This is a genomic window from Bacteroides sp. AM54-2NS, from assembly GCF_003602935.1.
Lineage (GTDB): Bacteria > Bacteroidota > Bacteroidia > Bacteroidales > Bacteroidaceae > Bacteroides > Bacteroides xylanisolvens.
This window is the reverse complement of record NZ_QTMZ01000033.1, coordinates 1-14,797: the sequence shown is the minus strand read 5'-3', so window position 1 is coordinate 14,797 and position 14,797 is coordinate 1. Positions and strand designations below refer to the sequence as shown.

The 14,797-nt window shown below is 45.6% G+C and carries 10 protein-coding genes and 3 pseudogenes; 10 read left to right on the top strand and 3 right to left on the bottom strand.

What is annotated here, in order from left to right:
• Nucleotides 1-102 precede the first annotated feature (102 nt).
• The 6 genes and pseudogenes from DXA05_RS18135 (at nt 103) to DXA05_RS18115 (ending at nt 4,829) form a co-directional block, all read left to right on the top strand.
• The gene (locus DXA05_RS18135) at nt 103-1,296 is read left to right on the top strand and encodes a helix-turn-helix domain-containing protein (protein WP_128859458.1); all 1,194 of its coding nucleotides are present in this window, start codon (nt 103-105) and stop codon (nt 1,294-1,296) included.
• Nucleotides 1,297-1,517: 221 nt separating this feature from the next.
• Nucleotides 1,518-2,714: an Ig-like domain-containing protein gene (locus tag DXA05_RS18130; protein ID WP_128859457.1), complete on the top strand. Its 1,197-nt coding sequence runs from the start codon at nt 1,518-1,520 to the stop codon at nt 2,712-2,714.
• Between the two features lie 60 nt (nt 2,715-2,774).
• Nucleotides 2,775-3,589, top strand: a pseudogene (locus DXA05_RS18125) (DNA-binding domain-containing protein).
• A 120-nt stretch (nt 3,590-3,709) separates the two neighbouring features.
• The gene (locus tag DXA05_RS18120) at nt 3,710-4,441 is read left to right on the top strand and encodes an Ig-like domain-containing protein (RefSeq protein ID WP_128859456.1); all 732 of its coding nucleotides are present in this window, start codon (nt 3,710-3,712) and stop codon (nt 4,439-4,441) included.
• A gap of 14 nt (nt 4,442-4,455) precedes the next feature.
• Nucleotides 4,456-4,671 (top strand): hypothetical protein, encoded by a 216-nt coding sequence (locus tag DXA05_RS27870; protein ID WP_284515610.1) that lies wholly within the window; start codon nt 4,456-4,458, stop codon nt 4,669-4,671.
• Nucleotides 4,668-4,829 carry a hypothetical protein gene (locus DXA05_RS18115; protein ID WP_284515609.1) on the top strand — a complete coding sequence of 54 codons (162 nt, stop codon included), beginning with the start codon at nt 4,668-4,670 and terminating at the stop codon, nt 4,827-4,829. The genes DXA05_RS27870 and DXA05_RS18115 overlap by 4 nt, the downstream gene beginning before the upstream one ends.
• A gap of 281 nt (nt 4,830-5,110) precedes the next feature.
• Here DXA05_RS18115 and DXA05_RS18110 read toward each other — a convergent pair whose 3' ends face one another.
• Both DXA05_RS18110 and DXA05_RS18105 read right to left on the bottom strand, forming a co-directional pair.
• Entirely contained in the window at nt 5,111-6,676 is a 1,566-nt protein-coding gene (locus DXA05_RS18110; RefSeq protein ID WP_128859455.1) for an ATP-binding protein, read from the bottom strand.
• Between the two features lie 89 nt (nt 6,677-6,765).
• A pseudogene (locus DXA05_RS18105) lies at nt 6,766-7,679 on the bottom strand (cation diffusion facilitator family transporter).
• Between the two features lie 188 nt (nt 7,680-7,867).
• Here DXA05_RS18105 and DXA05_RS18100 point away from each other — a divergent pair.
• From DXA05_RS18100 to DXA05_RS18085, 4 genes are all read left to right on the top strand, one after another.
• Nucleotides 7,868-10,174, top strand: coding sequence for a family 20 glycosylhydrolase (locus tag DXA05_RS18100; protein ID WP_087318812.1), 2,307 nt, complete (start codon nt 7,868-7,870; stop codon nt 10,172-10,174).
• A 309-nt stretch (nt 10,175-10,483) separates the two neighbouring features.
• Nucleotides 10,484-12,256: an ABC transporter ATP-binding protein gene (locus DXA05_RS18095; protein WP_008019731.1), complete on the top strand. Its 1,773-nt coding sequence runs from the start codon at nt 10,484-10,486 to the stop codon at nt 12,254-12,256.
• Complete coding sequence (locus DXA05_RS18090; protein WP_009040477.1) at nt 12,249-13,988, top strand: ABC transporter ATP-binding protein; 1,740 nt, start codon at nt 12,249-12,251, stop codon at nt 13,986-13,988. Before DXA05_RS18095 ends, DXA05_RS18090 begins: the two co-directional genes overlap by 8 nt.
• A gap of 14 nt (nt 13,989-14,002) precedes the next feature.
• Nucleotides 14,003-14,611, top strand: coding sequence for a TetR/AcrR family transcriptional regulator (locus DXA05_RS18085; protein ID WP_004312534.1), 609 nt, complete (start codon nt 14,003-14,005; stop codon nt 14,609-14,611).
• A 49-nt stretch (nt 14,612-14,660) separates the two neighbouring features.
• Here DXA05_RS18085 and DXA05_RS18080 read toward each other — a convergent pair.
• A pseudogene (locus DXA05_RS18080) lies at nt 14,661-14,797 on the bottom strand (transposase); the annotation flags it as partial.

Below are 14,797 nucleotides of genomic sequence, written 5' to 3'. Positions count from 1 at the left end.
TGTTTCTATACGATTTTGCAGACTTGTCGAGTTTTACAGGGTGTAACTAGTCGGTTTCTCGTCAAGATTCATTAACTTTGTCGGGAAAATAAATGCTAAGCAATGGATATACCGGCTTTACACACACTAACAAACGGCATTATTATCGGAATATGTCTGTCTATATCTTTCGGTCTTGTCTGCTTCAAGCAGATGGCGCACGCCATTAATCCCAAATACAGGCGTGCATGCCATTTCTTCATCGCTGCTTCTCTCATTATCGCTGCCGGTCATTTGGCGGAGTTGCTGGTTGACGGGTTCGGCGTATACCGGTCGTTGGACTTATTCTCAATATTGGTGTTGGTGCTTGCTTCTTCGCAGGCGTTGATGTTCACGTTTATGTTGATATTGCTGTTCGACAGCAGATACGTCACTTTTGCCAATGTGATGAAGCATGCGGCGCCTTCGCTCGTTTTCATTCTGCTGTATGTGGTGAGTTGCTGCATTGAAGCGGACGTCTGTGTATATTCTTTAGCAGAATGGCGTGCGTGTGTCGTTCACAATCTCCCGTTGGCAGTGCGGACCTTGTTCGGTGTCACCTATACCGTACAACTGTTCGTTTACGTCCGCCTCTTTTTCCGTAAAAAACACCACTACATCACGCATTTAAAAGAATTGACCGGAGAGTGTATCTCAAAACTGGAACTCCGGTGGACGATGCGCGCTTTCCTTTATGCGTTGAGTGTCGGCATTGGCGCATGGGTTTTACTTGTCTGTCCGGGACCGATACCCGAGTTTAGTTTCAGTTTCCTTATCGTGGTTTTCTATCCTGCTTTTGCATGGCTGTACACTAACTATCATTACACTTACGAGATGCTACGCCGTTTTATCGTCGAACAGGATGGAAAACTGCCCCAACCACCGCTCGAAGCCGATATGGGCGACCTCATCTGTTACCTGCAATCTGGCGATAGCAACCACTTGTTTGAAGAGCTCGAAGCCTATCTGCAGAAAGAACAACCGTACCTCGACTACAACTTCAAGCGTGACGACCTGATTAAAGCTCTTGGCACAAACGAGCGTAATCTCTCCGCCGCTGTGGGGCGTGCCACAGGACTGACCTTGCAAAATTATCTTCTCCGCCTGCGCATCCGTCATGCCATGGACTTGCTCCTGCTTCCGGACTACGCGAACCACACAATCGAAGACATTGCCGGAGCGTCGGGCTTCAAGGCAATGCGCACCTTCAACCGCAATTTCCGCGAATTGGTAAAAATGACTCCTACTGAATTCCGCCAACAAAAGTCTGTACTTTAAAGGAGAAGGCGATACTCTTTTATCATCAAATGCTGTTGTTTCCATCAATGCATAGGTAGAAGTTTCTCCGGATAGTGGAGAATTTCCGGCAATCCTGCAAGATTTGCAGGATTTTGGCTATACAATGCAGGATTTTGGCTATACCTTTTCGTTGTTGCATATTACTTTTGTCCGAAAAGAGAACAACGATTTATTCACCCTTTTAGAAAGACAAAAGACGTATGAAACAACTAAGAATCTTTTTCCTCTGCCTTATGGCAGCAACGTTGGCAACCGCCTGTGGCGACGACAACAATGACGACAACTCTGTGCCCGTAGAGAGCATCACCCTCAATCATGAGACTCTGACCCTGAAATCGGGAGCGACCGAAACGCTGGTTCCCACCATTGTCCCCGACCGGGTGACTGCCGAATCCGTAGTATGGAGCAGTGACAAAACTTCCGTAGCCACCGTAAGTAAAGACGGACTGGTGACCGCCGTAGCTGAAGGAACAGCTACCATCACCGCCACCGCACGCGAAAAGTCCGCCACCTGCCTTGTGACGGTCAGCAACAAGACGCTTGTCACTACCGCAGCCGAACTGAAAACCGCTATTGAAACGGCAGACGGCACTGCGGATGCACCAACACAAATCATCCTCGGTAAAGGCTTTGAGGTTGCTGCGGATGCAGAGCATTTTGCCTTTTCAATAGACGGCAAACACATTGCTATCGACGGCGGAAATAATCCTATCAGCGGCGATAATTATAATATTTCCCGTACCGCTAGCGACAAAAGCCTTTTTGAGCTTACAAACGGCGCGTCATTGAAGCTGACCAACCTCAACATTTATGGAAATGCTGCTGCCCATTCAGCTGATGTCGCCTGCATATTTGTTAGGGCGTCTTGCAAACTAACGCTGGGTAACGGCTTCGAACTATATTCCGGCGATGGGTTTGTTGATGACCAGCTAATTGGTATCTCTGTCGGTGATAATGCCACGCTCATTATGGAAGGCGATGCTGAAATCTCCAAAAGCATAAAGGGGCAGGAAGTGCTTGTTGCCCCTACAGGAATACTGCAACTGAAAGGCGGAAAAATAAAAGCAAGGGAGGAGGGAACGTATGAGAGTGAACGGAGCCTCTGTCTGCAAGCTGCGATTAATGGCAATCAAGTGACCATCCCCACCGTTACGGTTGAAAACGAACTTCCGGCGGATTCTGATTTTAAATTAGATCTATATGATTACGTGTTGAGTAGTTCCACTGTCCGGCCAGGAGCCGAAACCGTTGTTAAGGGAACCGACAGCTACACCTTGACTGACAGTGATCTTATGAAGTTCCATCTGATGACTAATACTACTGGGGGCATGACATATTATGACAGTTATTTCGAACTTTATCTGGACGGTAATGCTATCAAGATACGTGCGAAATGACAAGCAGCACAGAACGTAACTAATAAATAGATATTCACTTTCCTTAAAACAATCATTATCATGGCAACAAACGAAAAAATCACGCTCAATGTTGACCTTTACGACAACATCATGACCGAACAAAAAGGCGACTACACCGGACGCGCACGCATCACAGGCAGTCTGCACAACAAAGAAATCGCAGCACGCATCATCAAGGAGCGTACCGAGTACCGGCAGGAAACCATCGAGAACATCCTCGACCTTGCCGACCAGAAGAAGGTGGAAGCCATCGCCGAAGGGAAGAGCGTGGTAGACGGTGTGGGACAGTACATTGTCACCGTACGCGGTTCGTTCCTCGGGGAGAACGCCCAGTTTGACGCCACGAAGCACTCGCTCGGTGTGTCCTACACACCGGGACAACTGCTGCGCGACCAGCTCAAAGCCGTAAAAGTAATCTGCAACGGGCTGGCACAGACGGGGCCGGTCATCAACTCCATCACCGACTCCGTGACGAAGAGTATCAGCCAGGTCATCACTTCCGGCGTCCTGCCGTTATCAGCGGAAGCAACATTAAAATCCTCGGTGACGACCCTTCGGTCGGCATCTATCTCACCAAAGACGAAGAGGGAGCCGTCCCGTTGAAAGTGTCCGTCATCGTTCACAACGCACCGTCACAACTCACCATCATGCTACCTGCCATAGAAGCCGGAAAGCTCTATGCGCTAAGCATCACGACACAATATAGCGGAAGCAACAAGGCATTGAAAACGCCACGCTCTTACCGTTTCCCGATTCTGCTGGGTGACGAAAACGCGGGTGGCGGCGGTGGCGGCGGCGAAGCGCCCGACCCTGAAATCCCCGGAGGAGGTGAAGCCCCCGACCCGGCTGCATAAAGAAGCAGGTCACGAATGAGGACGGACAGTCCGGCTGCAGACAGCGCATCCGCCCTCATGGCAAACAAAAAAGGCGGCAGCCTTTCATAATTTACCCTTTTAAAGAAAACAGAAAGACGCATGAAACAACTAAGAATCTTTTTCCTCTGCCTTGTGGCAGCAACGTTGGTAACCGCCTGCGGCGGCGACGACAAAGACAACTCTACACCGGTAGAGAAAATCACCCTTGACAAGGAAACACTCCTGCTGAATTCCAACAGCTCGGAAACACTGACCGCCACCGTAACTCCTGCCAGCGCAACGGAAAACACCGTGACATGGAGCAGCGATAAGACCACCGTGGTTACCGTAGACCAAAACGGGAAAGTGAACGCCCTGACCGAAGGAACCGCCACCGTCACGGCAACGGCAGGCGGTAAGTCGGCAACCTGTGTCGTAACGGTATCGGATGCTGTAATTATCAATGCTCCCGAGCAACTACAAGTTGCGTTCGAAGATGCTTCCACCAACCCCGATAGCCCTACGAAAATCAGGCTGGGGGCAGGGTTTGAACTCGAACTCTGCTATGGAGAGACTTCAGACCCGCACCGGTATATCGAACTGGATGGCGGTGGATTTACTTTGTCTAATGTAACAGGCTCAGAATCAGATGTCGTCACTATAGAATCAACCACCCTGAAACTCAGCAATATCAAGATGAATACCACTGATGACTCAAATTGTGTGATAGCGCTTTATCCGACGAATACGAAGTTGATACTTGGCAGCGGGGCAAAGCTTGATAATCCTACCGGCCGGGCTGTTTATGTCTTTGAGGGATGCCAGCTTATTATGGATGAGGTTCTTCCGTGAACGGGAGAATCGTATTGCAAACAAATAAATATAACAGTGATGAAGGCGGCAGCTTCTTCTACAAAGGGGGGACATGGGAGAACGCCGAGCTTATGTTCTCCTATGATAACGCAAGCACACTGATGCCGATGACTCTGACCAAAGCACTTGCCAACCCGTACAAACTGACGTTTGTGGCTCAATGGAGTATGCAGCCATCCCATTTCCCCGAGGTGGATTCACGGTGGTGAAAGGAGACGGATACACCTTAACCCAACTCGATCTTGAGAAAATCACCTCATTGGAAATGGACGTCGCCGGTAGTTCTGTAACCTCTGAAAACTGCGAACTGGTACTGGATACAGCCGAAAATGCCATCAAGCTGCGTATCAAAGCAACAGCCTATTGAATACGTAAAACCGGAACGGCGGAAAGGGATGTGTGCCGCAGCAGGCTGGGGAGATGTGCCGCAGTAGGCAAGGAGAGCATGCCATAGCAGGCTAGGGGAGCATGCCACAACAAGTTAGGGAAACGCACCACAGCAAGCTGTGGCAATACACCCTAATTTCCCGGCTACGACAGCACAGAACACGCAAAAAGGCAGCAGTTACTCACAGACGAGAGCAACTGCTGCCTTTTTCACGTGTCACAACCATATCCTTGTCTACTTCAAGCAAGTGGCGTACGCTGTTAATCTGTTTCGATTTCCCAGTCTCCAATCGTTCTCGTGGTACTGTCGAAGTTGATGCCGACCTTCACCACTTTCCGATGGTCTGCCTCATAAGGAATCGCATACCCTTTGCTGTTAATTTGCGCCAAAGCCTCTTCTGCGGTGCCGTTCATTTTAAATTCAAGTACATAAATAGCATCCTGCATTTTGATAACCACGTCCGCCCGTCCGACAGCGCTTTTGACTTCGGTATCCACATATTGTCCCATCAAGCGGAACAGAAGATAGAATATAGTTTGATAATGTTTTTCCTCTTTATTGTTCAAGTCGTTCGGAATAGAGGCGAAGAAAGACCGGGTGCGTTCAAGGCAAGATTCAAGGTTCCCCTTCATTAAATCACGCACAAAGGACACTACATAAAAGTTGCTTTCGCGCGTAGGTTGGTAAAGATAAGAAGGGATGAGCGACTCGATAAAGCCGATTCTTACTTCCTCGTTCGGGTAGCCTAATGTATAGGTACGAAAGAAAGCATCGTACGACTTGATTGTGAGATAACCGCTTTGGTAGAGCACCGGAATAGGGTCGGTGAGACAATCCGTAGCCTTGTCGAAATCTTCCGGCTTGGCGTCCATACGGTCGAGCAGACGGATGTCAAAGTTCATTTGTTGCAGGAGTTCTATCAGAAAGGTAGGGGTACCGGTAGAAAACCAGTAGTTCTCATAACTCTTTTGGGCAAAAGCATTAATCAGGCTGAAAGGATTGTACACATCCACACAGGATTTACTGAAATGATATCCGTCATATTGCTTCTTCAAGTGGGCACACGCCTCTTCATACGTTTCATCGTTGGCTTGTGCCATCTGTTCGACATCAATTTTCATCTGCGTCAGCAGTTCCTGTTCGGTGATACCGCAGATAGTGCTGTAATTGTCGCTCATGCTGACGTTCTGAAGATTGTTAAGTTCGCTGAATATGCTCATCTGGCTGAATTTGCTGATGCCCGTCAGGAAGAGGAAGCGAAGATATTTACCTGACTTTTTTAAGGGGCTGAAGAAGTCGCGCATGATACCACGAATCTCATGCTGCAACTCATGGTTATTGTTACTGTCCAGCATCGGGGCATCATATTCGTCCACTAATACGACAACCTGCTGCCCGGTTTGCTCATAAGCGCGGCGAATGATACCTTCCAGACGTAAACTAAATGTGTCTTCGCCTTCCTGACGTCCGTAGATGTTTTCCCAAAGTAACAGCTGAACATTGATAGATGCGCGAAGTGACTCTGCTTCCATATATTTACTGCCGCTAAAGTCGATATGTAGCACCGGATACACTGTCCAGTCTTTCTCTAACTGCTCCATGTCAAGTCCGTTGAAAAGTTCTTTCTTTCCCAGAAAATAGGCTTCGAGCGTAGAGACAAGCAGACTTTTCCCGAAACGACGGGGACGACTCAGGAAATAAATCTTATTTGTATTGACGAGTTGATAAATCAGTGCAGTCTTATCAACATATATGTAATCATTATTGCGCAAATCTTCAAAATCCTGTATCCCGATAGGATAGCGCCTGAATGTTCCTTCTTCCATATCAAATTTTTATTAAAATGTGAACGATGAATGCAAAGTTAAGAAAAAGAAGCGGAATAGCTTTCTTTGTTGCCGAAGATTTTCACGTGTCACACCATATCCTTGTCTACCCCGAATTTCTCATCCGTCTGACACTCCCCGGCAGGTTCCACATGCACCAGAATATCATAGACATTATCTATCGAGCTTTCAATACTTTTCTCCACCGCCCCGGCAATCTCATGCGCTTGTGTAATCGTTATCTGCGGATTCACCTCTATATCGAGCGTAATTATATACCGGTTTCCTATCATTCTCGACCTGACCCGGTGCGGATTACTTGCTCCCGGCACTTTCTCGACAGCTTCGAATATCTTATTATACACATTGACATCCTTCACGCCATCCATAAGCTCCACATTCGAGTCGAGAAAAATACCAATGGACGACTTGATGATAAAGAGGCTGATTATCAATCCCGTTATCGAATCGAGTATCGGCAATTTGAATATAAAAGTAAAAATCAACCCTAATAAAACTCCGGCCGAGATGACAACATCATTACGCATATTTATCGCATTCGCCGTCAGCATGGAACTGTCTATTTTCTTTCCCTGTTTGTACTGGTACGAAGCCAGCATCAGTTTGCCGACAATAGAGAATATAGTCACATAGATAGCGATAGCCGATGGTATCTCTTTCACTTCATCTGAAAGATGCTTTGAATGGAAGATATCAGCATTTGCATACCGGCATAAAATATCACCAGTGACAGAATCTTTGTCGCGATGCCTTCCGCTTTCTCATAACCAAATACATATTTCTTTGAAGGAGGACGGTTGATGAGGCGTGCCGTAAAAATCATAACGATAGAGATAACGACGTCGGTTGCCGAGTCGATACCGTCGCCCACTACCGCCAAACTACCGGCCCATAAACCGATGATGATTTTTGATGCGGACAGGATTGCATTGCCAATGGTGCTAATCCATGAGGTTTTGATTAAGATGTTCTCTCTTGACATTGAAGTGACTCTTTATAATTAATTGTTTGATTGCGATTGGCTAGCAAAGATAAACATTTATAGGAGTCTGTGACGTCAAGTCGCAAAAAAACTTTTTCCGGGTTTTTAGTAGTTTCTATGTTTTAGTTGTATTATATATAGATGGTCAATTAAAGACAGGACAAATCATTTATTAAATAGTTAACCGCATGTTCAAAAAACTAAGTAGTTCTTTACTCATTGTATCAGCTTGTGTTTTTTCTTCTTGTACGCCCACCGTCAAGCAAGAGATTGCAATCCTACCTACCCCCGTTAGTCTGACCGAGCAGTCGGGCTCGTTTGTTTTAAAAGACGGAATGAAGATTGGAGTTTCCGATCAGTCCTTGTTTCCGGCTGTCGGGTATCTGCAGGAGATTCTTCGGAATGTCATATCGTCTTCTGTTGAAGTCACTACCGATCAGAATCAGGTAGATATGTATTTCCAGTTGAAAGATACCGGTGGAAAGCCCGGCTCTTATAAACTTGAGTCTACACCGGAGTCTGTTCGGGTAGAGGCAACTGACTATTCGGGCTTTATTTCTGCGATTACTACTATTCGCCAGTTGCTTCCTGCAACGATAGAAGTACAGGGAGAAAAACAAACTTATTCGATTCCTGCCGTGCAAATAGAAGATGCCCCCCGTTTTGAATGGCGTGGATTTATGCTGGATGCTTCCCGTCATTTCTGGAATAAAGATGAGGTGAAGCATGTACTGGATCTGATGTCTTTGTATAAACTCAATAAATTCCACTGGCACCTGTCCGACGACCAAGGTTGGCGTATAGAGATCGAGAAGTACCCATTGCTTACGGAAAAAGGGGCCTGGCGTAAATTCAATACGCAGGATCGTACCTGTATGGCACGTGCGAAAGAGGAAGATAATACCGATTTCCTGATTCCGGAAGATAAGATACGCATTGTGGAAGGAGATACGCTGTATGGAGGCTATTATACTCACGATGATATCAAAGAAATTGTAGCCTATGCTGCACAAAGAGGAATTGATGTCATTCCCGAGATTGATATGCCGGGACATTTCCTGGCGGCTATCGGTCAATATCCGGAATTGGCGTGCGACGGATTAATCGGGTGGGGGGAAACATTCTCTTCTCCTATCTGTCCGGGTAAAGATACAACGCTGGAGTTTTGTAGGAATGTGTTCAAAGAAATTTTCGAGCTTTTCCCTTATGAATATGTGCACATGGGTGGTGATGAAGTGGAGAAAGCCAACTGGAAGAAATGTCCTCTCTGTCAGAAACGTATTCGTACGGAAAAACTGGGTTCAGTAGAAGAGCTTCAGGCATGGTTTGTACGTGACATGGAGAAATTCTTCCTTGCCAACGGAAAGAAACTTATTGGTTGGGATGAAGTGGTAACCGACGGATTATCTTCCGATGCTGCTATTACATGGTGGAGAAGTTGGGCGAAAGACGCGTTGCCTACGGCGACCGCACAAAAGCAGAAAGTGATTGCTTGTCCGAATGAACATTTCTATTTTGATTATGCGCAGGATCAGAATTCAGTAAAGAAAATACTGGCGTATGATCCGTGTGCGGATGAACGGTTATCACCGGAAGAGAAGAAATACATCTGGGGTGTACAGGCTAATCTCTGGGCTGAATGGATTCCGACTATGAAACGCATTGAATATCTGATTGTTCCCCGCATGATTGCATTGAGCGAAATAGCTTGGGCAGAGCCGGCTGCTAAACCAAGTCTCGAAGAGTTTTATCGTCAGCTTGTTCCGCAGTTTAAACGGATGGATGTGATGAGGGTAAATTATCGTGTGCCCGATTTGCAGGGATTCTATAAAGTGAATGCATTTATTGATGAAACAGCAGTTGACTTGACTTGCCCGTTGCCCGGCACTGAAATACGCTATACGACAGATGGAAGTATGCCTACCAAGGAATCAGCTCTTTATGACGGTGCTTTGGAAGTGGAGGAGACTACCGATTTTGCTTTCCGTACTTTCCGTCCGGATGGTTCTCCATCGGATGTGGTGCGTACCAAGTATGTAAAGGCTCCTTATGCGGAGGCGGTGACTGCTCCGGCTGCTTTGCAGTCCGGCTTGAAAGCAGTATGGCACGATTTTCGTGGTAATCTTTGTGCGGATATTGAAGCAGCTCCTGTCAAAGGGGAGTATGTGGTGGAATCGGTATCTATCCCCGAAGAGGTGAAAGGAAATATCGGTCTGGTGTTGACCGGCTATCTGGAAGTTCCTGCCGATGGTATCTATACATTTGCCCTTCTTTCGGACGACGGTAGCACATTGATGCTCGACGGTGAATTGTTGGGAGATAATGATGGAGCACATTCGCCGGTGGAGATTATTGTGCAGAAGGCATTGAAAGCCGGGCTTCATCCGATAGAGGTGCGTTACTTCGATTGTAACGGAGGCGTATTGCAGATGGAACTGGTGAATGAAAAAGGTGAAAAAGAAGTATTGCCAAGTACGTGGCTGAAACATGAATAACTATTCTGTTGTTTTAATCATTACTTATTCGTTATAGTCTGAATAGCAAATTTCATTATTTTTAGGTATTGCTCGTCTTGCCGGTGAGCGGTACCTTTGCAGAAAATAATTGAAAACTTATGCGAATCAGTGAGAGACGAGTCGAGATTAATCATATATCAAAGGTGCACATGCACCGGATTGAATGGGATGAAGAGAGCTTATAGAAATATAAGCTCTCTTTTTTGAACGATTTCGAATATTGTTCTTTTTTGAAAACAAGCGATAAGTTAAATGATTGTCGAACTTAATATAGATTGAACGTACGTTATGAGTACATTGAAAAAACTTCAGAACTACATGGGTAAACGGAAAGTGCTTTTGCCTGCGGCAATGCTACTGTCTGCCCTAAGTGCCCTGGCGGGCATGTTGCCTTATATTCTTATTTGGCTGATTGTGAGAGAACTGCTTGAATACGGAGAGATAACCTCTTCCGGTAATGTGGTGACGTATGCCTGGTGGGCGGCAGGCATGGCCGTGGCGAGTATCGTCCTTTATTTTGCCGCCTTGATGTCTTCGCATCTTGCAGCTTTTCGGGTTGAATCGAATTTGCGCAAAGAAGCCATGCGCCAGATAGTGCGTATGCCTCTCGGTTTCTTTGACATTAATACGAGCGGACGTATCCGTAAGATTATAGATGACAATGCAGGGGTTACCCATAGTTTTCTGGCACATCAGTTGCCCGACCTTGCGGCTACTTTTCTAGTGCCGTTGGTAGCTGTCATACTGATTTTTATGTTCGACTGGATACTCGGTCTGGCATGTATCGTTCCTGTAATTATTGCCATGCTGGTTATGGGATTTATGATGAATGCGGAGGGACGGCAGTTTATGAAAAGCTACATGACTTCTCTGGAGGAAATGAATACCGAAGCTGTAGAGTATGTGAGAGGAATTCCCGTAGTGAAGGTTTTCCAGCAGACCATTTACTCTTTCAAGAACTTTCATCGCTGTATCATGAATTATAATAAAATGGTATTCGGCTATACACGAATGTGGGAGAAGCCGATGTCGCTCTATACCGTTATTATCAATGGCTTTGTGTTTTTCCTTGCTCCGTTGGCTATTTTGCTGATCGGTTATTCTGGTAATTATGCATCGGTATTACTTAATTTCTTCCTATTTGTTCTCATTACTCCCGTATTCTCCCAAAGTATCATGAAAAGTATGTATCTCAATCAGGCTTTGGGGCAGGCGAGTGAGGCCATCGGACGTCTTGAAAATCTGGTTGCTTATGAGCACCTGACTGTTGTAGCGCATCCACAACCGGTAAAGGAATTCAGTATTCAGTTCGAAAAGGTTTCCTTCAGCTATCCGGGAGCTAATCAAAAGGCGGTGGATGATATCAGTTTCACCATTACGCAAGGAAGGACAGTAGCTCTTGTCGGAGCTTCAGGCGGAGGGAAAACGACAATTGCCCGTCTTGTTCCCCGTTTCTGGGAGGCAACAGAAGGGAAGGTTTTAATAGGTGGCATCAATGTAAGAGAAATCGCCCCTGAAGAACTGATGAAACATATTTCTTTTGTGTTTCAGAATACAAAGCTATTTAAGACTTCTTTGCTTGAAAATATCAAATATGGTAATCCCAACGCGACAATGGAGGAAGTGGAACGGGCAGTAGATATGGCACAATGCCGGGAAATTATCAATAAACTTCCGCTCGGACTAAATACAAAGATCGGTACAGAAGGAACGTATCTCTCCGGCGGGGAACAACAACGAATCGTGCTCGCACGTGCGATACTGAAAAATGCCCCCATCATCGTACTGGACGAAGCGACTGCTTTTGCCGATCCCGAAAATGAGCATCTGATTCAGCAAGCCCTGAAAGAACTGACAAAAGGAAAAACCGTATTGATGATTGCCCACCGTCTTTCAAGCATCACGGATGCCGATAATATTCTTGTGATTGACAAGGGTAAGATTGCGGAACAAGGCACACATGCCAAACTGCTTGAAAAACAAGGTATCTATTATAATATGTGGAATGAATACCAGCAATCCGTTCGCTGGACAATAGGAAAGGAGGTTTCTAATGATTGAAGTAATAAAAAGACGTTTTGCCCTTTCAACTAAAGGAGCAAAAGATTTCTGTAAAGGTGTGTTTTTCACTACACTGCTAGATATTGTATTGATGTTGCCGGCGGTATTTGTTTTTCTCTTTCTTGAGGAATATCTTCGTCCGGTGTTTCAGCCTTCGGTTTCGGTGACGCATGGTATTCTCTACTATAGCATACTCGGTATTATCTTTATGATAGTCATGTATATATTTGCGGTATTGCAATATCGTAGCACCTATACCACCGTTTATGATGAGAGCGCGAACCGGCGTATCTCATTGGCGGAAAAACTTCGCAAGTTGCCTCTGGCTTTCTTCGGCGAAAAGAATCTTTCCGACCTTACCGCCACGATTATGGATGACTGCACTGATCTCGAACATACTTTCTCGCATGCGGTTCCCCAGTTGTTTGCTTCCATTATCAGCATTCTGCTTATTACCGTCGGTATGGCATTTTATAACTGGCAGTTGACGATTGCTTTGTTCTGGGTAGTGCCGCTTGCCGCCGCAATTCTTCTTTTCTCGAAGAAGGAAATACAGAAAAGCAATGAAAGTAATTATCTGAACAAGCGAATGGTGACTGAACATATTCAAGAAGGACTTGATACTATTCAGGAGATAAAATCTTATAATCAGGAGAGGGACTATCTGGAGAAATTGGATGCAAGCATCGATACCTATGAAAAGGTACTGACCCGTAATGAACTGGTGCTCGGCATATTGGTAAACGGTTCCCAAAGTGTATTGAAACTCGGCTTGGCAAGCGTCATTATCGTCGGTGCCAATCTCTTGGCTTCGGGGACAATCGATTTGTTTACCTATCTTATATTTATGGTGATCGGCTCGCGTGTATATGCTCCGATCAGCGAGGTGATGAATAATATTGCCGCTTTGTTCTATCTGGATGTGCGTATCAGCAGAATGAATGAGATGGAAGCATTGCCGGTACAGCATGGAACTACCGATTTTACTCCTAAAGGCTATGACATCGAGTTTCAGCAGGTAGACTTTGCTTATGAGCAGGGAAAACAAATATTGAAGAACTTGTCCTTTACTGCCCGACAAGGCGAAAAAACAGCTTTGGTGGGTCCTTCGGGCAGTGGCAAGAGTACGGCAGCCAGGTTGGCAGCACGTTTTTGGGATATTCAGTCGGGAAAGATTACCCTCGGCGGACAGGATATCAGCCGGATTGATCCTGAAACGTTACTGACGAACTATTCCGTTGTTTTTCAGGAAGTAGTTCTTTTTAATGCTTCCATCATGGATAATATCCGTATTGGCAAACGGGATGCTACGGATGAGGAAGTCCGGAGAGTTGCCCGCCTAGCACAATGTGATGAGTTTGTCACTAAAATGCCGCAGGGATATCAGACGATTATCGGTGAGAACGGGGAAACATTGTCAGGTGGTGAGCGGCAGCGTATTTCCATCGCCCGCGCTTTGTTGAAGGATGCTCCAATTGTTTTGCTGGATGAGGCTACTGCTTCGCTCGATGTGGAAAATGAAACCAAGATACAGGCAGGCATATCGGAATTGGTACGTAACAAAACAGTACTGATTATTGCGCACCGTATGCGAACCGTTGCCAATGCCGACAAAATTGTAGTATTGGAGAATGGAAGTGTTGCTGAAATGGGAACACCGGAGGAATTGAAAAAGAAAAATGGTATATTTGCCCGGATGGTGAACAGACAGGTTACAAATATGAATGGATAAATAGCAGTGATACTATGCAGTTTTTGAAGGGAGATATACAAGAGCGAATCTTGAAGGTAGCCGAAGAAGTGTTTCTGGAAAAGGGATACAAGGATGCCTCTATGCGTGAAATAGCTTCGAGGGCAGGGGTGACGGTGAGTAATATTTATCATTATTTCACCAATAAAGATGAGATATTCCGTACGATTCTGAAACCGGTATTGAATGATCTGTATGCTATGATTTATAATCATGATGCCGATCAGATGACAATCGATGTCTTTATGGATTCGGATTACCAGAAAACATCTGTACGGGAATATATCAGATTAGTCTCTGAACATCGTGACCGTTTACGGCTGCTGCTTTTTCAGGCACAAGGTTCTGTTTTGGAGAACTTCCGTTCCGAATATACGGATTTGATGACGCGTACGATTTCTGTCTTTTTTCAAGGAATGAAACAGAAATATCCGCATATCAATATAGCAATAACCAATTTTTTCATTCACTTGAATACGGTATGGTTGTTTGCCTTACTCGAAGAGTTGGTGTTGCATCCTGTGAAGAAGGAGGAGATGGAGAAATTTATAGCGGAGTATATCGTTTTCGAAACGGCTGGTTGGAAAGAGCTCATGAATGCATGAGCTCTGGCTCAGTTGTAATTCTTGGGGGATTAAGTTTAGTCAATTCCCTTCATGCATATACCTTTGCTAGCCTAAAAAGGAAGAAGCTCATATCCACTACTCCTCTAAATGATGCCCTAAATGCTTTGATTTTAGCATTAAATGCTTCCGCTGCTGCATTTGTACTCCTGTTCACAAAGAAGTTCA

Bases quoted from the DNA above. Each gene is read 5' to 3' on its own strand.
- DXA05_RS18135 (WP_128859458.1), top strand. From the start codon at position 103: ATGGATATACCGGCTTTACACACACTAACAAACGGCATTATTATCGGA.
- DXA05_RS18130 (WP_128859457.1), top strand. From the start codon at position 1,518: ATGAAACAACTAAGAATCTTTTTCCTCTGCCTTATGGCAGCAACGTTG.
- DXA05_RS18120 (WP_128859456.1), top strand. From the start codon at position 3,710: ATGAAACAACTAAGAATCTTTTTCCTCTGCCTTGTGGCAGCAACGTTG.
- DXA05_RS18110 (WP_128859455.1), bottom strand. From the start codon at position 6,676: ATGGAAGAAGGAACATTCAGGCGCTATCCTATCGGGATACAGGATTTT.
- DXA05_RS18100 (WP_087318812.1), top strand. From the start codon at position 7,868: ATGTTCAAAAAACTAAGTAGTTCTTTACTCATTGTATCAGCTTGTGTT.
- DXA05_RS18095 (WP_008019731.1), top strand. From the start codon at position 10,484: ATGAGTACATTGAAAAAACTTCAGAACTACATGGGTAAACGGAAAGTG.
- DXA05_RS18090 (WP_009040477.1), top strand. From the start codon at position 12,249: ATGATTGAAGTAATAAAAAGACGTTTTGCCCTTTCAACTAAAGGAGCA.
- DXA05_RS18085 (WP_004312534.1), top strand. From the start codon at position 14,003: ATGCAGTTTTTGAAGGGAGATATACAAGAGCGAATCTTGAAGGTAGCC.